This window comes from Cyanobium sp. HWJ4-Hawea (assembly GCF_024345815.1).
In the GTDB taxonomy this organism is placed as follows: Bacteria; Cyanobacteriota; Cyanobacteriia; order PCC-6307; family Cyanobiaceae; genus Cyanobium_A.
This window is the reverse complement of record NZ_JAGQBV010000028.1, coordinates 1-18,941: the sequence shown is the minus strand read 5'-3', so window position 1 is coordinate 18,941 and position 18,941 is coordinate 1. Positions and strand designations below refer to the sequence as shown.

The window sequence follows — 18,941 nt, the reverse complement described above, 5'->3', positions numbered from 1 at the left end:
CGCGTGAGCCGCGAGCTTAGGCGCCGCCAGGATCTCTTCGCCTCAGCGCACGGGCTCAGGCTTGAGCGGATCGATGGGGAAGTCGATCCCGGTGATTTGGTTGTTGGGTCCCATCACCACAAACAGGGTGTCGGTGAGGCGATTGAACTCTGTTAAAACCAGCACCAATTTGCCCGTGCTGTTGCTGCTGGCCTCAACGGCCCTTTTGACGCGAACAAAATTGCCGGTGAGTTGCTGCAGCTCTTGCCATTTCTGTTGCAGGGCCGCTGCACTGACATCTTTTTGCAGATCCAGGCTCAGGAAACCACGCGCACTGATGTATTGGCCATCGGCCAGGGTCTGGACGAACTGAATAGCTACTTTTGAGTCGGAGAGATCGGAACGGTCAATGTGATAGCCAATCAATTTGGCCTTGCTGTTAAAAACGATAAATACGTTTCGAATGCCGGCCGAGGTGGTCAGGGCCGTCTCCACGGTGGTGCTCCTGCTGCCGCGGCTCACCCCCAGGACTTTCCAGCTCAACAGCTTGGGCCAGCTTTTCATGGTGCGTTGCACCATTGACGGACTGGTTACGGCCTTGAGTTCGTCGGCGAATTGGTTGTAGCGGGCATTGCCATCGCGACGCTTGACCGCATCTAGAACCGTATTGGCGGCGGCCCTGGCCTGCTCCACACTCAGGGGGGTTTCACTAACTGGTGTGAGGGCAGCAGCGTCGATAACGCTGGGTGTCTGGGCAAAAGCAGGGCGATTTGGCAGTATCGGACCCGCGATTAAGCCCCCTCCCACTAGGGCGCTGGCTAGCAGCGTTTTGCTGAGAGAATCAAAAAAGCGCTGCATCGGGGCCCTAAAAATCATTCGCGGCCACAGTTTGCCCTAATTGACGCCGGGTTGCTCGCCAAGCAGGGGATAAACGCCAAGGCTTGGTTTGCCGAGTTCCAGGCTGATCACGCGATGGTTGGCGCTGTTGCCTCCCATCGGCATGGTGCCATCGCCAGGATTTAGGGCGATCTGGGGCCAGGCACTGGCGGCCAGCGATAGGCGCAGGCGCTCTCCTGGCTCGAGCTGGACCATCAGGGGTTGGAACTCCAGCTGGCGAATTCTTTTTTCCATGCAGTGCTCACCTAGGAAGCGGGCCACACCAGTACAGAGCTGGCGCACCGAGCCATTGGTGTGCAGCACCGAGAGGCAGGCGCAAAGATCAAAGCCCGGTTGATCGGCGGAAATTGCCAGCTCCAGCCTGGGCCTGCCCAGCAGGGTGAACGGCTGCTCCAGCGGCGCACTGCTGAAGCAGACCACGTCGTTGCGGGCATCGAGATCGGCCCGATCACAGGGCCCAGCATCGAGGCCGAGGTGGCCGCCGCGCCCCGGCACCGGCCGCCAGGGGTCATGCACCAAATACTGGCTCCAATCCTGGTCCGGATCCTGGGCAGATGCATTTTCAGGATGGAGTTCCCAGTAGATCGGCGCCTCCTGCTTGGGCCCTGGGCCCCAGGGGCCATGAACTCTGGCCTGGTAGGCCAATTGCTCCTGGTGGTTTTGGGGTAGGGCTTTGTCCTGGAGATGGTGCTGAAAAAAGGCCAGTTGCATGGCATCGGCCCCACCAGGCCAATGCAGGTGGCCCCAGGCCCCTATGCGCAGCTGGGGATCTCCCCCCGCCCTTCGGCTTCGTTCCCATAGATCCAACACCCCGCGCAGATGGGGGTCATGCCAGCCGCCAATGAGCAGCATCGGTTTCCTCAGCAGGGCTTCTGGCGGTTGGTGGCGCACCCAGCCCTGGGCCTTTCGGGGGTCTTGCCGCAACCAGGCCAGGGCCATGCCCGAGGGGTCGTAGCTCTCCAGGAGCTGGAGGCCTTCGTTTAGGAAGCTGCCGTCTTCGAGGCTTGTCCGAATTTTTTGCCAACCTTCCAGGTCTGAATCCCTTTGGCAGCGTTGGGCCGCCAGCTGTAGGCCCCAGCCCAGCCCCAGGGCCCACCAGTGGGCTCCGCCCTCACTGGCCCAATGCAGCCGCTCATCAAGGCCCGCCATGGCCGGGGCCAGGCAGTTGGGCAGGGAAGCTGCATCTGAGCTGCTGCTGTCGTTGAGTAGCTGGGTTAGGCCCTGGTAAGAGAAGCCGTAGCTGCCAACTCGTCCATTGCATTGGGGCAGTTGGCGAAGCCAGCTGATGGTGTCGGCGCCATCTCGGGCCTCCTGGGTGAATCCTTGAAAATCTCCTCCGGAATCTCCCCGGCCCCGCACGTCCTGGACCACTACCAGAAAACCGTGCTGGGCGTACCAGGCCGGATGGGCATAGGTGACGCTGGAGGCGATGGCCCTGGCGTAGGGCTGACGCATTAACAGGGCGGGCCAGGGGCCTTTGCCAGGGGGGCTCCAGAGCCGGCTGACTAGCTGGATGCCATCGGTGCAGGCCATCGAGACGTCTTGCCAGGTGACGCAAGGCCCTATGACGCCTTGGCCTCTGACGTCTTGGCCGGTGACGCCATCTCCACCCACTCAGCGCACATCAGGGCAGTGGAGCCCGATCACGTAGGTGCTGAGAACCTCAGCATCCATGGGTGAAAGGTTGTTTTGCTTGGCGATTACCTTGATGGCCTGGGGGGAGGTTGAGCTGATCCCCGAGCTGTTGAGCTGGCGCAGTTCTGAGCAGATTTGCTTTGCTTCAGCTGGATTTTGCTTAACTTTTTCAAGTAGCTGGGATTGGGCCCAGGCCGGGTTAGTAGCTCCCAGGCTTAGGGCGGCCAGGAAGGCCCATCCCCTGGCAAGCGATTTGAGTTGCATGGTTTTAACCCGCATGCATATACCTAAGGAGCGCCATGATCCCCCGGCGATCAGCTGTGGTCAGTTTGCATCCTGGGTTTTCTCTTCTTGGCCCTAAGGATCCAGCTCCGCAGGGTTGTCAGATCCAGCAACGGTGCCGCCATCCCCGTGAGGCTGCGTTGCAGGCGCCCCATTTGGACAAGCAACTGGTGGGCATCGGCCTCGGCCAGCCCCTGGCTGGTGGCCACACCTGCGTAGAGCAGTAGGGCGGCTTCCTCTGGCTCAAGGCCCACCTCCACGATCAGGCGGGCCTGGCCGCGCAGCTTGATCAGCCTTGCCTCACTGGCTCCCCCCTGCCGGCCTAGGCGCCGTAGATCGGCGTCGTTGATTGCGGCGAGTTGGGGCCAGCTGGCTAAATTTGCCTGGTCAAGCTGTTTCAGCTCTCTTGAGAAATGGGCCGGAAGCTTTAGGGCCATCTGCCTAGATCACCGGCCCGGGGTGACGCTGCCGCTGGCCAGATCACGGGTCACCTCGGCCAGCACCACTGGTTTGCTAATGCCAGGGCCGACGGTTTCCACCCGGCGCAGGCGGACATGGACCAGGCCATCAGGGGAACTGCGGCCGCTGCTGCGCAGATTTTGGGCCACCTGCTGCACGGTGGGCTCGTAGCTGGCGGGGGGCAAATCAGCTGGAGCCGCAGCGATTACCAGGTCGCTGCCGTTATCGAAAACCAACGGCACACTTACTGCCCCCTCCAGGCTGACCCGGGGGGTGTAGCTGATCGCAAATGCCAGGCAGGAAAGGGAAAGTAGGGCCGTGAAGCTGGTTACCCCCACCAACCGGAAGCGAATGCCCCAGCGGGCCAGGTAGGCCGTGATGGTGACAACCGCCAGGGCCCCGCTCGCTGCCCCCAGCCACTGGCCTGCCACGAACAGGATCGGATCGGCGGCCATGCCCACGGGAGATTTGCTCTCGACAACGCCCCTATATTGCGCTCAAACAAGGCAAGCAAGGCCCCGGGGGATGGCTTAGGTGCCTGAGCAAGGCTTCCAACCCAGCCGCAGGCCCTCCGCCCTGGCCCTTCGGGTCACGGCCCTGGTGGCTGTGGTTGCAGGGGGATCCCTTTGGACCTCCCATTGGCTGGTGGACCAGGCCCTCAGGCAATTTTTTGCCCGCTGGAATCCGGTGCTGGAGAGCCAGGTGGCCCGGGTGATGGGCCATCCATTCAGCCTCGGCGCCTACCAGGGCCTCGGTTGGGGCGGGGTGCGGGTGGGTCCCACTCGCCTGGGGCCAGGCCCTGCGGATCAATCCCAGCTGTCCTCAACGGGCGGCTCCGTCAGCCTGGACCTGGGGGCCAGCTTGATCAGCTCAACACCGGTTGTTCAGATCGGCCTGGAGGGGGTGCGGGCCGAGCTCAGGCCCAATCGCCAGGGCCAGTATTGGGTCTTGGGGCCTCCTGCCGTTGGTCAGAAAGCTCCACGCCTGGATCTTCGCTTCCGGCTGCGCGATGCCGCCGAAGTGCGGATTGGCAAGGGCAAGCAGCCCCTTTTGCTGACCGGCAGATTTGCGATTCAGCCGCACCTGCATCAATTGGACCTGAAGGCAACGGTGCGTCCCAGCTCCCCGGCTGGGCGGGGACCGATTAACCCGGCCGGATCCCTGCAGATTGGGCTTGGGGGCAATTGGGGCGACCGCCGCTGGTACGGCCATCTGGGATCTAAGTTCCTGGACCTTGGTGCTCTGGCACCGGCCCTAGGACTTCCCGTCCAGCTCAAGGGTTCCGTGGCTGGCTTGCTGAAGTGGGGCTGGCAGCACCAGCAGCCCAGCTGTGGGGGAAAACTGCTGGCAAGGGATTTGGCCTGGCATCAGGCGGCTCCGGCAGGGCCATTGCGGATTTCCCGCCTTGAGCTGCGCTGCCAGGGCAACAGTTTTGCGCTCAAGCCCCTGCTCTGGCAGTGGGGCAAGCTCCAGGGCAATTTCCAAGGGCGCGGCCATTGGAGTGGCAGGGGCCCAAGGGGTTCTGTGGTTTTCGACAGGCTGCTGCTTCAGCGACAGGGTTCCTGGCTAAAGGGCAAAGCAACCCTGGGGCCCTTCGCCAAGGGCCTGCCCCCGCTGAAGGCCCAGGCCAACTGGCAGCTCAGGCCCCATGACCTCCAGCAGGGAACAGCCCAGCAGAGCTGGCTAGGGCGCCAGCCGATCCAGGGCAACCTCCAATTGGGCCTGGCCCGTAATCAGAGCCAGCTAGAGGTCCAGGCGCGTCAGGCGACAAATCCCCTGGTGGGCCCCTGGCAGGCAGCTTTGGCTTGGCAAAACTCGCTCCTAAGGCTTCAACACTTCCGCAGTAGCTATCTGCAGGCCTCCGGCCGCCTGCCCGTTGCCCTTGGCCCTAGGGGCGGCCTGGGCAGCGGCGAACTCCAGCTGGATCTCGCCCTTGCCCCCATGCCCCTGGCCCGCCTAGGCGGCCTGGTGGGCGCACCACTGCAGGGGGTGGTGTCTGGCCAGGGCCAGCTGGTTGGTCGACTGGGGGCCATCACCCCCAACCTGCAATTACAACTTGACCAACCCGGCGCGGGCCCCCTCGGCTCAAGGGAGGCCTGGGCCGGCAGTTGGCTGGGTAATGCCGCTGGTGGGGGGCGCCTGGAGTTACGCCCCCAAACCCCAGGCAGCCCAGGCCTTTTGACGGCCGATTTCAACCGCAGTTGGGTGCCAATTCAGCTGCGGTTGCAGCGCCAAGGCGGCAGCCTGGTGCTGCAGGGCACGCCCCGCCTATACCGCTGGCAGGCCCAAAACCTCCCCCTAGATGGGGTCCAGTTGGCCCTGGGGCCAAGTCGGCGCCTTCAACCCCTGTCGGGGGGCCTCAGCGGCCAGGGTGACCTAACCCTTCAGCCCTTGGGTTTTGGGGTCAGGGCAGCGCTTGATCGGCCGGTCTTTTTGGGGGTCTGGGCCCGTTCAGCCACGGTCGAGGGTTCCTATCGCAACCGCCAATTTTCTGCCAAGGGTTCCCTGTTGCCCCTCGGGGGAGGCCAACTTGACTTCGACTGGGGCGGCCGCTGGCAGGGCCTATTTAGGGCCAATTTCCAGGCTCGCCAGCTTTCCGACAAATTTTTAAGGCAGCTGGTGGCCGCAGCCCCCCAGTGGCGGGGCGCTGGCCTGGCCCGCCAGGGCAAAGCCCAGGACCTGGGCCTGCTTGCCATCGACAGCCTGGGCCAATCGCTGCAGCAGCAACTGGCCGCCTTGCTAGCTGCCCAGGAACATCTTGCGGCAGCTCGAGCCGATCGCCAGGCCAACAGCACCTCCCTTGAAAAAATCGAGCGCTTACGGGCTCTAGTCGACGCCGATCTCAGCCTTGGGGGATCCAGCATTGCCGCCGCCAAGCTGGGCTTGACGGTCAAGGCCCACCTCTGGCAGGCGGACAACGACCAGGACAGGGCCCTCGGCCTGGAGCCTGTGCAAATCACCCTCCAGGGGCCACTTTTTAGCGGCGACGGCAGTTTCAGTGTGGCCAATTTGCCCCTCTCGCTTTTGGCGCTGCTGACCCCAGTGCCCCAGCAGCTACGGGGCTCCCTGCTGGCCCAGGGACGGTTTCGCCTCGGGGGCAAGCGTCCCCAATTCAGCCTGGACCTGGGGCTCAGTGGTGCGGCCCTGCAGGACACCGCCCTCGAGCTCAAGCGCGGTCGTATTGCCCTGGAGACAGACAACCTGGTGCTTGACCTGGCCCTGCAGGGTGCGGGGGCCCAGAATTCCCTCGAGCTGGCTGGGAAAGTGCCACTCGATGCCCAGGCCCAGGGCCTGGAGTTGCGCCTAGCCAGTCGGGATGATGGCCTGCGCTTCTTGACCCGGCTAGCGGAACCGGCCGTGGATTGGCAACGGGGCCGGGCGGATCTACAGCTGTTGGTGCGCGGCAGCGTTGCAGATCCGATTGCAAATGGCTTCTTGAGGGTGAGGGATGCCGAATTGGGATTTATTGGCCAGAAATTGGCATCGGTCCAGCTCCTGGCCTTGTTTGATTTTCAGCAGGTGGTGGTGCAGGAACTTTCTGCCAAGGTCGGCGCCGCCGGCCGCATTGAGGGCAAGGGAATCCTGGGGCTGTTGAAACCACTGCCAAATTCAAATCCTGGTAATTCCAATCCGGGCATTCCCAATCCAGCCAAGCGGGGATTGGTAATAGGCATCAAGGCAGTGCCCTTTTCCCTCCCCCGGATCAAGGCCCTGGCCAATGGTGAACTCCAGATCGACGGTGGCCTGACTTCGATGCAGATGGCCGGCGACCTGGCGATTTCCAAGGGCAGCATCAACGTGGCGCCTGGCGAAATGGTGCCCGCTGGCGGTGGCCGCCCCAGCAGCTCAGTGAACGAGTTGCTGGAACAGCGCTGGAATTTCCAGAAACCTCTGGTGCTACTGGGGCCAGAACTTGAAAGTGCATCCAGTGCCTCCGTGCGGGAGGCGATGCCGCGCTTTTCGGCTTTGGGTTTCAACAACCTGCGGCTCAAGCTTGGCCCCGATCTGATGGTTGGGGTGCCGAATGTGGCGAGTTTTGGTACGGCCGGCTCGCTCCGACTGAATGGGCGCCTGGACCCCAGCCTTTCGCTTTCCGGGGTGGTGCGGCTGCAGAAGGGCCGCTTAAGCCTCTTTACCACCAGCTTTAGCCTGGATCAAGCCAATCCAAACGTCGCTGTCTTTACCCCCTCCATGGGGTTGATCCCCTACATCGACATCGCCCTGCAAACGCGCATATCCGACAGCCTCAATCTGCCCGGCAACAGCCTCGGGACCCCCCTGGGCCCCTCCCTCGAAAACTATTCCAACCAGGGCAGCTTGAGTTCGTTGAACCAGTTGAATTTGGTCAAGGTCTATTTAAGTGTCAGCGGCCCGGCCGACCAGCTTGCCCGCAACCTGAAACTGCGCAGTTCCCCTCCCCTGCCTGAGGACCGGCTCCTGGCGCTGATTGGCGGCAACACCCTTGCCGGATTGGCGGCTGGCCAGGCCGGTGCGGCCCTGGCCACGGCCCTCGGCCAGACCCTGCTTTCACCGGTGCTGGGCGGATTGAGTGATGCCCTTGGCCAGCGGGTCAGCTTTGCGCTCTATCCCATTTTTGTGAATACCTACGTAAACGGCACCACCAGCCAGCGCTCCGGCCAGGTGCCACCGCAACTGGTGCTGGGTTCGGAAATTGGTCTTGATATCACCCAACGCTTCAATACATCAATTTTGGCGGCTCCGAATCGATCCGATGTGCCTCCCCAGCTCAACCTCAACTACAGGGCATCTGATTTGATCAATCTGCAGGGGACTGTTGACAGCCAGGGTGCTGTCGGCGGCCAGTTGCAATTGTTTCTGCGCTTTTGATTCCCATCAAGGCCCCTATTAGCGATCCCCTAGCCCCTATTCACCCTGCCTTTGTAATGCCCAGTTCGATCGAACAAGTTATCGGTGTGGACCTGGGCGGCACCGCCATCAAATTGGGCCGCTTCAACGGTGCAGGCGAGCTGCTGGCTGGTTTGGAGCTGCCCACTCCCCAACCGGCCATGCCTGGAGCAGTTTCGGTTGCGATTGCCGAGGCTATTCAACAATTGGATCCGGAGCGCCTTGCCCCGCGGGTGGGGATCGGCCATCCCGGTCCGGCGGACCGCAGCGGCCGGGTGGCTCGGGTGGCGATCAATTTGCCCGGGTGGATAGATGTGCCCCTGGCCGATTGGCTGGAGCCGATGCTGGAACGGCAGATCACCCTGGCCAACGATGCCAACTGCGCCCTGGTGGGTGAGCATTGGCTTGGGGCGGCCCAGGGCTGCAGTGATGTGTTGCTGTTGACCCTCGGCACCGGAGTGGGGGGGGCTGTTTATCTCGATGGCAAGTTGTTTACGGGGCGCGGCGGTGCGGCGCCAGAACCCGGCCTTATCTCAATTAATGCTGAGGGTCCTGTTTGCCACAGCGGCAATCGGGGCTCCCTTGAGCAGTACTGCAGTGCGGCCGGCCTGCGCCGTTTGAGCCCCCTAGATCCAGCTGAGTTGGTCCAGCGAGCGTCAGCTGGCGAGCCGGAATCCCTGGCGATCTGGGCTGAGTACGGCCGCTTGCTGGGGGTGGGCATTAGTTCGCTTGTCTATCAATTCACCCCGGAGCGCGTTCTGATTGGCGGTGGCTTAGGCGCGGCCAGCCCCTACTTCCTGCCGGCCGTCTGGGCCCAGGTGCAGGAGCGGGTGCAGGCGGTTAGTCGGGAGGGGCTGGAGATTCAGCCCTGCGCCCTCGGCAATGGGGCCGGCCGGCTTGGTGCAGCCAGGTTGGCCCTTGGCTGGAGATGATGGGGGGCTAAAGCTCCTGGCCATGGCCGTTCCCGATCCGAGTTCTGATTTGATCCAGCGGGCCGCAGTGGTCCGCCGCGCCGCCATGGCCCTGGGCCAAAGCACCGATGCGCAGAGGCAGTTGGCCGTGGTGGCTATGGCCGATGCCCTGGAGGCCGCGCGGGAATCGATCCTCGAGGCCAACCGGGCGGACCTCGACGCAGCGGCCCTGGAAGGTTTGACCCCGGCACTGGTGGCCCGCCTGAAGTTGGATGCGGCCAAACTCGACGCTGCCATCGCCGGCGTGCGCCAGGTGGCCGCCCTGGCAGATCCCCTGGGTCGCCGCCAACTCCACACCGAACTCGACCAGGGCCTGACCCTGGAGCGGATCACCGTTCCCCTGGGGGTGGTGGGGGTGATCTTCGAAGCGCGCCCCGATGCGGTGATGCAGATTGCCTCTCTGGCAATTCGCTCGGGCAATGGCGCCCTGCTCAAGGGGGGGCGCGAGGCCTCCGCCAGCTGTGCCGCAATCCTGGAGGCCCTGCGTGGGGGCCTTGCCGCCAGTGTGGTTTCTGCGGGTTGCCTCGAACTCCTTACCAGCCGTGAGGAAAGCTTGGGTTTATTGAAGCTTGATGGGCTGGTCGATCTGATCATTCCCCGCGGCTCCAATGAGCTGGTGCGCTTCATCCAGGACAACACCCGCATCCCGGTGCTTGGCCATGCCGATGGGATATGCCATTTATATGTGGATCAGGCGGCGGATCTGCCCCAGGCCCTAGCGGTGGCGTTGGATTCAAAAATCCAGTACCCAGCTGCCTGTAATGCCATCGAAACCCTGCTGGTTCACCAGGCGATCGCCGCCGATTTCCTTGCCCTGGCGATTCCGGCCTTTGGCCAGGCCGGGGTGGAGCTGCGGGGCGACCCAGCAGCCCAGGCCCTCGGTGTGGAAAATCGAGCCACCGAGGCAGATTGGGGCACGGAGTATTCCGATTTGATCCTGGCGGTGAAGGTAATTGCTGATCTTGAAGGGGCCCTAGGGCACATCCGCAGCCATGGTTCGCGCCACACCGACGCCATTTGCACAACCGACCAGGCAACGGCTGATCGCTTCTTGGCGGCGGTTGATAGTGCCGGGGTCTATCTGAATTGCTCCACCCGCTTTGCCGATGGTTTCCGCTACGGCTTTGGTGCTGAGGTGGGCATCAGCACCCAAACCCTGCCGCCCAGGGGCCCGGTGGGCTTGGAGGGTCTGGTGACCTATCGCTACCGACTGCGGGGCGACGGCCATGTGGCCGGCGATTACGCCTCCGGTGCCCGTTGCTTCAGCCATCGCAGCCTGCCTCTGTAGGTCTAAAGCATGGATAGGGCTTCGATTGTGGTGCGTGGCCTAAGGCTCTGGGCCCATGTGGGAGTGCTGGAAAGTGAGCGCATCTGTGGCCAGTGGTTTGAGCTGGATCTGCAACTGGGCCTAGACGCTGCTGGCTTGGCCGCCGCCGCCAGCTCCGACGATCTGGCTTCTTGCCTCGATTACAGCCAGGTGGTTCAGCTTCTCCAAAGGCAGGCCAGCAGTATGGTCTGTCGCACCATTGAGCACTACAGCGAACAAATTCTGATGGCGATTGAGCAGTTGTATGGTCCGGTGGCAATACAATTGGAATTGCGCAAGTGTGCGGCTCCCATTGCTGGCTTTGATGGCATAGTTGCAATCCAGCGCTGCCGCCGCTGGCCCCTACAGGCTTAGGGTCCAGCCCTGGCGGTTATGGAAATCGGCTTCTTCTCCTGGGTGGGCTAGGGCCCAGTAGCTGAGATCAATAATTGAATTTTGGGGAATTTTGGCGCTTCGGCGGGATTTGATCACGGCGCAGATTCCCAGCTCCAGGGTTTGGGCATGGCCAAGGGCGGGTGGCAATGGGCAACTCAGATCGAGGCTAAGAATGTTTTCCTGCCGGGCCACCGCAAAGCCAAGATTTTCTGCACTCTGGTCCACCTCTAATGCTTGTCTGTAATCCGCAAGCCGATAGAGATTCCAATCGCCACTGGGGGAGAGGTTGCATTCCCAGTAGGGAGCCTGGCCCGCTACAGCGCCAAACCATTCGAAACAGGTGTTCTGCCAGAGGTTGTCACAGCGGCTCGCTTTTTGAACTCTATCTGGGATTAAGATCTTTTGTAAATCTCCCTCAAGTCTGTAGTGGATCCGCAGCAAATTTTGGCCTGTAGAGCGCTCTGCCCAGCCGCTAATTGCGATCTCAGGTTTACCTGGGGACCCTGCTGGTTGGTTGTCACCGATAAAAGGCTTCAGCTGAAATGATTGCTTGGCCACTATTTCATTCATCTACGGAGCTTCTCGATAATGGCTTCAATTTGAATTTGCTGGCTTTCTATGCTCTTGGTCAGTTGGAATTGAACCCTTGCACGATCTAGGTTGTGGCCGGGGCGGCTAACCTTGAAATAGGTGTTGCCGGCCAGGTGGTCAGTTAGAAATCTCAGCCCCAGTTCGAAGCTGATCAGGCGAATCGCCGTGTAGATGTAGTTGAAATCCTGCGCTGAAAGGGTATCTCCAACGGCGCCGCAATAGCCCTCCAGGATTGCTTCGCAGCGCTCTAGATCGAATACCACAGACGAAAAATCTCGGGTCTCCTCACCAAGCGGATTACAGGCAGAGCGGCAGCAATCGCCAATGTCGTAGTGCAACAGCCCCGGTTTCACCGTGTCGAGATCCACCAGGGCAATGGCGCAACCCGATTCGCTGCACAGCATCACGTTGTTGATCTTGGGATCGCCGTGGATGGGCCGTTGCCTTAATTCGCCCCGCTCCCTAGCCGCTTCCAGCACCGGAGCCAGCTGCTCTCGCTCGGCCACAAAGGCCAGGCAGGCTTCCAGTTCCTGATTTGCCTGGAGGGCCTGGGAGCTGCGGGCCTGGGCCAGGCTTGACTTGAAGTTCTGCAGATAGAGCGGAGTTATGTGAAAGCCGGGCAAGGTGTCGTGGAGCTCCGCGGCCGGCATGCCACTTACTAGACGATGGAAGAGGCCTAGGCCTCGGCCAATTTCGCGGGCCTGGACTGGGGTGCTCAGGATTTCGAGGGAGTGGGCCTTCTCCACAAAGGTCAGCAGGCGCCAGGTTTCGCCTTCGACCTCCAGCCAGGTTTGGCCGTTTTCTGGCACGGCAACGGTCCTGGGCACTTGCCAGCGCTCGCCATGGAGCCAGGAATTGGGGCTTTTGGCCAGCAGTTCACCGTGCTCCACCAGCTGCTGGATGTTCTGCATCACCAGGTCACACCTGGGGAATACCCGCTGGTTGATCTTCTGCAAGACGAAGCGCTGGGCTTCCTTGCCAGCGGTGACAACTAAATAGGTGTCGTTTACGTTGCCCCTGCCCAGGGGGGAAATCTCCACAACCGGGGCCGGCAGGGCGAAACGGCTGGCAATCGGGGATAGGGCCTCCAGGAGCGTGGCTGAAGGGCTTACCAACGACCTGGCTGCTATTGATTTACGAGTTTTGCACGTTCCCTTTCGCCTGTTGCTGTGCTCAATCCTTCCCGGGTCCGCTTGATTGCCGTTGGCAAGGTGCGCAAGCGTTGGTTGCAGGAGGGGGCCGATGTCTACCTGAAGCGTCTTCCTGGCCTGCAGGTGGTGGAGGTGAAGGATTCCTCTCCGGCCAGGGAAGCTGCGGCGATTTCTGCCCTGCTTAAGCCAGAGGAACGGCTTGTAGTGCTTACGGAGGAGGGCACCCTCGCCAATTCAGTGAGCTTCTCCCAGGAGCTGGAAAGCCTTGCCTCCGAGCGTTTGGCCCTGGTGATCGGCGGTGCTGAAGGTATTGCCCCCGATCTGAGGGCCCGTGCCCACCACAGTTGGAGCCTGTCGCCCATGACCTTCCCCCACGAGATCGCGCGCCTGCTGTTGCTGGAGCAGCTTTACAGGGCGATCACCATCCAGCAGGGTGGCCCGTACCACAAGGTTTGATTTTGGGCTTGGACCTTAAGGGCGAATTGGAGCTGGGGGCCAGGGAAGGTGCCACCCAAGGTGACCACTGCCCAATCCCTTTGGTGATGGTCCACGGTCTCTGGGATACCCCAAATTTGTTTCGCCGCCTGGAGGCCCATTTGGGTGCTGGCCGGCCGGAAAGGTTGGTGCCCCACCTGCCCCACCGGCTTGGTGCTGTCGACCTTGGCAGCCTGGCCCGGGATCTCGATGGCCTGATTCAGTCGCGTTATGGCCCTGGGCAGCCAATCGATTTGCTTGGCTTTTCGATGGGGGGGGTGATTGGCCGCATTTGGCTCCAGGAGTTGGGGGGCCACCGCCGCACCCGACGTTTTTGGAGTGTGGGCAGCCCCCAGCAGGGCACGCTGGCGGCCCAGCTGGTGCCGCGCTGGTTGCTGCCGGGGATCGCAGATATGAAGGTTGGCAGTTCCCTGTTGCGGCGCCTCAACCAGCAGCCCGATGCCCTTAGGGGGGTCAGCTGCGAGAGTTTTTTCTCTGCCACGGACATCACCGTGTTTCCCGGTTGGCGGGCGATTTTACCCCTGGGCCCGAGATACCGCCTACCCGTATGGACTCACCGGCAGTTGATCGTGCATCCCCTAGCCCTGGAGAGGCTTGGCCAGGCCCTGCTGGCCCCATGGTCTTCAGGTCATTACGAATAATGTTTTCTTGCTTGGCATTCTTGGTTTGGTCTGTCTAAAAAGAGTGGGTAGGTGTCCATCCTTTTTATGTGCTTTTCGGCATCCGCCAGTTTTACTGCTTCGGCGATCCTGATTCCCCTGGGTATTTACAGCACCCACATCGCCCGCAAGACGGATCAACCGTCCTATGTGCCCCTGGCGATGGTGCCGATGTTCTTTGGCATTCAACAGCTGATTGAGGGCTTTGTCTGGACGTTTGTTAAACACGACAGCGTTGAACCCTGGACTCGAATTTCATCCCTGGGATTCCTATTTTTTGCCTATTGTTTCTGGATGATATGGATACCGTGGAGTGCCTATGCCATAGCGCGGGTCCACGAGTCCAGCGCCCTTCGTCATCGCCTCAAGTGGGTTGCCATTGTGGCAACTGTGCTGGGCATTGCTTTCTATGTGCCATTGCTCTTTAGTCCGCCGCTCGTACAGCCAAACCTGACCACTGGCAGGATGCTTTACGACATCTCTGGCTTGCACAGTGTGATTCACAACTTTGTGACAACTGAGCCCGTTGGCGAGATGATCTACTGGGCCTTCATTGTGCTCCCTCTTGTGGTGCTTAGGGACAAGGCTGTCAAACTTTTCGGAGTCTTGATTTTCGTCTCAATCTTCCTGACCTGGTTGACCTACGCCGCAACCTTCAATTCAGTTTGGTGCTTCTACTGTGCAATTCTCTCCATTTATGTGATTTGGATCGTCAACCGTCCGACCCTTAAAACCGCCTAGGCCATACCCCCATTGGCGGAAGCTTTGGCTGGTCTCTTTGGTTCCATAGATAATCTGCTGGCCCACCTTGGTAGCTGGCTTGTGCAGGCCGATGTGGGCCTGGGCATGCTGCTCCTGGTGGGCCTTTCCATGTCTTTGTCGCATGTGTTTGCCCTGCTGGCAAATCGGCTCAACGCCAGGCAGTTGCTTTGGCATGTGCTGTTGGATGGATTAGTTCTCTCCCTGGCATTTGTGGTGAATTGCTTCATCGACATGTTGCTGTTGAGTCTTTACGCATCCAAGACGGTCCATCCCTCAGTGTTTCTCAACGGCACCGCTGTCTGCTTACTGCCCGTTCTTTTCTATTTTTTTGTGGCGGCACCCTATGTGGGGGATTTGATCGCCCTGGCAATTTGGTTAATGGTGCATCTCAATGTGATTACGTTGCTGCATGCCCGTTTTGGTCTTCCCTATGCCGAAGCCCTACTACTTTCGACCCCGGGTTTTCTGCTTGCCCTCTGGTTGATTTGGATTGAATTTCGCCAGAGTTGGCGGCAGTCCTATAGCAAGCTTGCTTCGGAGCTCGATTCTTGAGCGTCTCCTCCTTGCAAGGTCTGCCTGGGGAGCTCCAGCGGCGGAGCCAGCGGACGGCACTGAGGGCCCTAACCCTCGTGCTTGTGATTGCCCTGGTTACGGCAGTGCTGGTATTCAGCCATGGTTTCGGCCTCCTGTTGTCGGTGCTGTCGCTTGCCGACTTGGGTTTGTTAATCCAGTTGGCCTTGGCCTTTGTGTTGCTGCTGATCCCCACCGCCGGGATTTATTCGCTGTTTACCCAATTTGCATTTTGGGAGGGTTGGCTCCAGGGGTTGCCCCAGCCCGTCGACCTTTTTGCGGGAGGATCATCGAATGATTGCTTGGATGTTCCTTCGGTTAAACCACGCCGATACGTGATTTATCTTGATGGCATTCACCAAGTCGAGCGCGAACACCCACCCAGAATCTCTGACTTTCTGCAGGACCTTGAGCAGAGGCTGCCTGCCGATACCCGCCTGCTTCGGGGGCTAGAGACCTATACGGTTATGCCTGTGGCCTTGATAGATGAGGCTGGCAGTGCCTGGTTTTGGCGCAGGGTTTTCGCCCTTCAGGAGCACCACCGCAATTGGTTGGTGCAGCTAATTTGTGCGGTGTTAGTGCAGGGAAATAATGTGATAAAGGTGGGGATTTCTTCTGACCGGCGCTATGGGCCAATCCTCAACTATGAGCTTTCTTTGAAAATTGCCATGCGGCTGGCAGAAATTGGATATTCTCCTGGCGTTGAGATTGTTTTATTGGGCTACAGCGGAGGCGCTGAAATGGCCATGGGCGTTGCCGACTATCTAAGGCGTATCTGCCGTGCTCCGATCCGTATTGTTAGTTGTTGTGGGGTTTTTAGTGGTAATCAGATTTTGAATAATGTGGATCAGATCCATATGATTGTTGGCACCCGTGATCCGGTTGCTGCCCTGGGTCAGGTGGCCTATCCCGGCCGTTCGCCCCTTTTACCCCTATCCAATTGGAATAAGGTTTGCCTCCAGGGATTAGTTGAGCAATCTCTTATTCCTGGCATGTCCCACAACGGATCAACGGGCCCATTTGCCCTGGTCAATCGAGAACAGGTGATTGGTGCAATTGTTGGTAGTTTTATAGATACTGGTAATTTGGTTCCCGCTTCTTCTGCCGGTTCTTTCCCCTGAATTAGTGGGGCTGCTGTAGTAATAGAAAGGGACTTGAAAGGGGCTGGCTGGCCCGCATGCGTCGTTTTGCCTCGAGGCAGGCCTCACCACCTTGGGGAGAGAGATCTAGGGGTAGTTGCTCCAGGGCTTCGCCGTAGCGCGCCGCCGCCCGAATATGGCCATCGCTGAGCTCCTCTCCTATTCCTTTGGCCAATTGATTTGAGCGCTCCTGAAGCCGTTGGCGCCATATGCTTGTCAGCAGAATTGGGTATAGGTCGCATTGGCCCGTACTGGCCTGCTGTAGCAGGGCTGAGCTATCAATGCAAAATCCCAGGCTGCCGTAGCCCCCAATCCTCAGGCGATGCTCGCTTGCCTCTTGATTGTGTACTAGGGCAATCCAATCGCAGAGGTCCATTAAATCGAGCAATGCTTCGCCCCTAAAGCATTCGCCGATGTAACGCACAGTTCCGTTATCGCGGTTGTTTTGCCAGGGGCGATTTAGATCGTTCATCGCCTCCCAGCCGCACATTCCCTCGGTGCCTTGGTAGTACTGAAGAGTGATTGTCGTCTGCTCGCGCCCCAATTGCAGTTCGAGGCAGCTGTGGGGCAGCAGGGTTTGAATTTCGGTGCCAGAACTAGAGAGCATGCCCGTGCGCATCGGCAGCGCTAGTGGCACCTGGGCCCAGCCTTGACCGGGAATCTCGAGGCTGGCCCCCAATCCAAAACTGGCGACGCTTGCCCTGAGTTGGGCGCGCACTTGCCAGCCATTGGCCTGGAGGGATGCCATCCAGGCCCTGGAGCTTGAGGCTCCCCCCATCTTTCTGATCTCCATGCCCTGTGGGCCCGAGATCAGGTTTGCGCCGAGGCGATTAAGCAATTGGGCCGTGGTCCGGTTCCTGGTCCGTTGGGGGGCTGATGGGCCGTTTGCCAGTCCGATGTTTTGCCAGTTCAGACCACCATTCAGCTGCTGGCTGCGCCTGGGGGTAGACGGAGTGGTTGGCTGGGTTTGTTCAGAAATCTGGCCATAATCCTGTGAATTTTCGGCCAGCCAGCTTGTTTCGTCCTGGGGAAGGGGACCATCCAGGGTGGAATCCTGCGACCAGCATTCAAGGGCCGATTTGGCCTTGCTCTCTTTCTGGCTAATGCCTGGTTCAACCGCCCCCGGTTGGCCGCCCACCGGGGCTGGTGGCAGCAGGTGGCAGAGGTCGTCGACTAGGGCTGCCAGCACAATGGGGCTTAGGAGGCCCCGCTCCACGACGCCCGCCAGGGTTTGCAGCCTTGGCGGCAGCTGGGCTGGGGCCAATTTCCAGCGCTTGGGCAGTAGCCACAGCAGGGGCAGCAGTGCTGGCTTTTGCACGTCTGCCAACAGCCTTTCGATGAGCTGTTTTCTGCTTAGGCCTGATTGAAAGATCGTTTGCTCCAGGGCTGCCTCAAATCCCAGCAGGGGAACGGGCGACGGCCAAGTTGGATCAATGGCAAGGGGGTCAATATCAGCTTGATCACCCCTGGGGGCCACCAAATTCACTGCCGAACCAGGCCGGAATGGCGGATTAGGGCTGCGCTTGATGGGGGACGACCGCGGAAAGCCTCAAAGATTTCGGCTGGGGAGCTGCTCCCCCCCATGGCCAGCACCGTGGCGCGAAAACGGCTACCCAGCTCAACAATTTCAGCTTCCTCCCCTAAACCAGCCTCCTCAAAGGCGCTGAAGGCATCCGAGCTGAGCACCTCGGCCCACTTGTAGGAGTAGTAGCCCGCTGCGTAGCCACCGGCGAAGATGTGGCTGAAGGAGCAGAGAAAGGCGTCTTCGGGGATGGGGGGCAGCACCGTGGTGGTTTTTGCCAGGTGGCGCCGCATTTGCTCCGGTGTTTGGCCGCATTCGGGGCTCCAGCTGCCATGAAGCTGCAGGTCCGTGAGTGCAAAGTGCACCTGGCGCAGGGTGGCATTGCCTCCCATGAAGGTGCGTGCTGCCAGCAATTTCTGGTAGTCGGCCTCCGGCAGGGGCTGCCCGCTCTGCCAGTGGCGCGCCATGCCCATCAGGGTTCCCCTCTCGTAGCACCAGTTCTCCATGAACTGGCTGGGTAGCTCCACCGCATCCCATTCCACGTTGTTGATGCCGGCGGCCTGGGGGCGATCCACGGTGGTGAGCATGTGCTGGAGGCCATGGCCGAATTCATGGAAGAGGGTCTCCACTTCCTCAAAGGTCATCAGGCTTGGCACCTCACCCACCGGCGGGCTTTGGTTGCAGATCAGGTAAGCCACCGGAAGCACCGGTTGGCCCTGCCTGTTGACGGAGCGACCGAGACATTCATCCATCCAGGCCCCGCCCCGCTTACTGCCCGGACGGCTGAAGGGATCTAGGTAGAAAGCAGCAATGGTTTCGCCGGATTGCTCATCAAGCACCTGGAAATAGCGGACATCCTGGTGCCAGGTGGGCGCATCCGCTGGCGCATCACCTGGAGCAGCAACGATGCGAATGGCGAACAGCCGCTGGCAGAGGCCAAATAGACCATCCAGCACTTGCCCCAGGGGGAAATAGGGTCTGAGGGCTTCGCTATCTAGATCAAAGTTTTCCTGGCGCACCTTTTCGGCCCAGAAGCTGACATCCCACGGCTGAAAATCCTTCGCTTCCCCTGCCCCATGGCGCCCGGCACAGGCACGTAATTCTTCTATTTCTGCCTGGGCCATGGGGTAGGCGGCTGCCCTTAGCTCCTCGAGCAGTTTTTCTACGCTCGCCACGGAGTCGGCCATTTTCGAAACCAAACTCAGCTGGGCCCAATTGGCGAAGCCGAGTATTAGGGCCTGTTGGCGCTTGAGCTCGAGGA

The 18,941-nt window shown here is 60.5% G+C and carries 18 protein-coding genes; 9 read left to right on the top strand and 9 right to left on the bottom strand.

The window, feature by feature from the left end; all coding sequences use genetic code 11:
- Positions 1-42: 42 nt before the first annotated feature.
- The 5 genes from KBY58_RS07795 to KBY58_RS07775 all read right to left on the bottom strand — a co-directional run bounded on the left by KBY58_RS07795 (position 43) and on the right by KBY58_RS07775 (position 3,707).
- The gene (locus KBY58_RS07795; RefSeq protein WP_255003799.1) at positions 43-837 is read right to left on the bottom strand and encodes a DUF3887 domain-containing protein; all 795 of its coding nucleotides are present in this window, start codon (positions 835-837) and stop codon (positions 43-45) included.
- 36 nt (positions 838-873) lie between these two features.
- Positions 874-2,409 carry a CocE/NonD family hydrolase gene (locus KBY58_RS07790; protein WP_255003798.1) on the bottom strand — a complete coding sequence of 512 codons (1,536 nt, stop codon included), beginning with the start codon at positions 2,407-2,409 and terminating at the stop codon, positions 874-876.
- Positions 2,410-2,490: 81 nt separating this feature from the next.
- Positions 2,491-2,775, bottom strand: coding sequence for a hypothetical protein (locus tag KBY58_RS07785; RefSeq protein ID WP_255003796.1), 285 nt, complete (start codon positions 2,773-2,775; stop codon positions 2,491-2,493).
- Positions 2,776-2,825: 50 nt separating this feature from the next.
- The gene (locus tag KBY58_RS07780; RefSeq protein WP_255003793.1) at positions 2,826-3,230 is read right to left on the bottom strand and encodes a DUF4332 domain-containing protein; all 405 of its coding nucleotides are present in this window, start codon (positions 3,228-3,230) and stop codon (positions 2,826-2,828) included.
- A gap of 9 nt (positions 3,231-3,239) precedes the next feature.
- Positions 3,240-3,707 (bottom strand): Ycf51 family protein, encoded by a 468-nt coding sequence (locus tag KBY58_RS07775; RefSeq protein ID WP_255003791.1) that lies wholly within the window; start codon positions 3,705-3,707, stop codon positions 3,240-3,242.
- 79 nt (positions 3,708-3,786) lie between these two features.
- Here KBY58_RS07775 and KBY58_RS07770 point away from each other — a divergent pair, with 79 nt between their 5' ends.
- Genes KBY58_RS07770 through KBY58_RS07755 form a run of 4 tightly spaced genes read left to right on the top strand, consistent with a single transcriptional unit; the run spans position 3,787 to position 10,770 of the window.
- Positions 3,787-8,100, top strand: coding sequence for a translocation/assembly module TamB domain-containing protein (locus tag KBY58_RS07770; RefSeq protein WP_255003789.1), 4,314 nt, complete (start codon positions 3,787-3,789; stop codon positions 8,098-8,100).
- Positions 8,101-8,156: 56 nt separating this feature from the next.
- Entirely contained in the window at positions 8,157-9,050 is an 894-nt protein-coding gene (locus tag KBY58_RS07765) for an ROK family protein (protein ID WP_255003788.1), read from the top strand.
- A gap of 22 nt (positions 9,051-9,072) precedes the next feature.
- Positions 9,073-10,377, top strand: coding sequence for a glutamate-5-semialdehyde dehydrogenase (locus KBY58_RS07760; protein ID WP_255003814.1), 1,305 nt, complete (start codon positions 9,073-9,075; stop codon positions 10,375-10,377).
- A 9-nt stretch (positions 10,378-10,386) separates the two neighbouring features.
- Positions 10,387-10,770, top strand: coding sequence for a dihydroneopterin aldolase (locus KBY58_RS07755; protein ID WP_254933412.1), 384 nt, complete (start codon positions 10,387-10,389; stop codon positions 10,768-10,770).
- On the opposite strand, the gene KBY58_RS07750 is transcribed toward KBY58_RS07755, so the two are convergent.
- On the bottom strand, positions 10,759-11,361 hold the full coding sequence (locus KBY58_RS07750; protein WP_255003787.1) for a DOMON-like domain-containing protein: 603 nt from the start codon (positions 11,359-11,361) through the stop codon (positions 10,759-10,761). The two genes, KBY58_RS07755 and KBY58_RS07750, sit on opposite strands and share 12 nt — an antisense overlap.
- A complete protein-coding gene (locus KBY58_RS07745; protein ID WP_255003785.1) occupies positions 11,358-12,497 on the bottom strand; it encodes a phosphotransferase enzyme family protein in 1,140 nt (379 codons plus the stop codon). The genes KBY58_RS07750 and KBY58_RS07745 overlap by 4 nt, the downstream gene beginning before the upstream one ends.
- A 54-nt stretch (positions 12,498-12,551) precedes the next feature.
- On the opposite strand from KBY58_RS07745, the gene KBY58_RS07740 reads away from it, so the two are divergent.
- The 5 genes from KBY58_RS07740 (at position 12,552) to KBY58_RS07720 (ending at position 16,140) form a co-directional block, all read left to right on the top strand.
- Positions 12,552-12,989, top strand: a complete 438-nt coding sequence (locus KBY58_RS07740; protein WP_255003784.1) for a 23S rRNA (pseudouridine(1915)-N(3))-methyltransferase RlmH — start codon at positions 12,552-12,554, stop codon at positions 12,987-12,989.
- Between the two features lie 86 nt (positions 12,990-13,075).
- Complete coding sequence (locus KBY58_RS07735; protein ID WP_255003812.1) at positions 13,076-13,669, top strand: esterase/lipase family protein; 594 nt, start codon at positions 13,076-13,078, stop codon at positions 13,667-13,669.
- A 66-nt stretch (positions 13,670-13,735) separates the two neighbouring features.
- Positions 13,736-14,428 (top strand): DUF6629 family protein, encoded by a 693-nt coding sequence (locus KBY58_RS07730; protein WP_255003810.1) that lies wholly within the window; start codon positions 13,736-13,738, stop codon positions 14,426-14,428.
- 12 nt (positions 14,429-14,440) lie between these two features.
- A complete protein-coding gene (locus KBY58_RS07725) occupies positions 14,441-15,001 on the top strand; it encodes a hypothetical protein (RefSeq protein ID WP_255003783.1) in 561 nt (186 codons plus the stop codon).
- A 143-nt stretch (positions 15,002-15,144) separates the two neighbouring features.
- Positions 15,145-16,140, top strand: coding sequence for an alpha/beta hydrolase (locus tag KBY58_RS07720; RefSeq protein ID WP_255003808.1), 996 nt, complete (start codon positions 15,145-15,147; stop codon positions 16,138-16,140).
- 1 nt (position 16,141) lies between these two features.
- On the opposite strand, the gene KBY58_RS07715 is transcribed toward KBY58_RS07720, so the two are convergent.
- Both KBY58_RS07715 and KBY58_RS07710 read right to left on the bottom strand, forming a co-directional pair.
- Positions 16,142-17,485 (bottom strand): hypothetical protein, encoded by a 1,344-nt coding sequence (locus KBY58_RS07715; RefSeq protein WP_255003782.1) that lies wholly within the window; start codon positions 17,483-17,485, stop codon positions 16,142-16,144.
- Between the two features lie 155 nt (positions 17,486-17,640).
- The coding region (locus tag KBY58_RS07710; protein ID WP_255003781.1) for a M3 family metallopeptidase at positions 17,641-18,941 on the bottom strand (1,301 nt) is incomplete at its 5' end.

Coding starts and splice junctions, on each gene's coding strand:
- KBY58_RS07795 (WP_255003799.1), bottom strand. CDS start 837: ATGCAGCGCTTTTTTGATTCTCTCAGCAAAACGCTGCTAGCCAGCGCC.
- KBY58_RS07790 (WP_255003798.1), bottom strand. CDS start 2,409: ATGGCCTGCACCGATGGCATCCAGCTAGTCAGCCGGCTCTGGAGCCCC.
- KBY58_RS07785 (WP_255003796.1), bottom strand. CDS start 2,775: ATGCAACTCAAATCGCTTGCCAGGGGATGGGCCTTCCTGGCCGCCCTA.
- KBY58_RS07780 (WP_255003793.1), bottom strand. CDS start 3,230: ATGGCCCTAAAGCTTCCGGCCCATTTCTCAAGAGAGCTGAAACAGCTT.
- KBY58_RS07775 (WP_255003791.1), bottom strand. CDS start 3,707: ATGGCCGCCGATCCGATCCTGTTCGTGGCAGGCCAGTGGCTGGGGGCA.
- KBY58_RS07765 (WP_255003788.1), top strand. CDS start 8,157: ATGCCCAGTTCGATCGAACAAGTTATCGGTGTGGACCTGGGCGGCACC.
- KBY58_RS07760 (WP_255003814.1), top strand. CDS start 9,073: ATGGCCGTTCCCGATCCGAGTTCTGATTTGATCCAGCGGGCCGCAGTG.
- KBY58_RS07755 (WP_254933412.1), top strand. CDS start 10,387: ATGGATAGGGCTTCGATTGTGGTGCGTGGCCTAAGGCTCTGGGCCCAT.
- KBY58_RS07750 (WP_255003787.1), bottom strand. CDS start 11,361: ATGAATGAAATAGTGGCCAAGCAATCATTTCAGCTGAAGCCTTTTATC.
- KBY58_RS07735 (WP_255003812.1), top strand. CDS start 13,076: ATGGTCCACGGTCTCTGGGATACCCCAAATTTGTTTCGCCGCCTGGAG.
- KBY58_RS07730 (WP_255003810.1), top strand. CDS start 13,736: ATGTGCTTTTCGGCATCCGCCAGTTTTACTGCTTCGGCGATCCTGATT.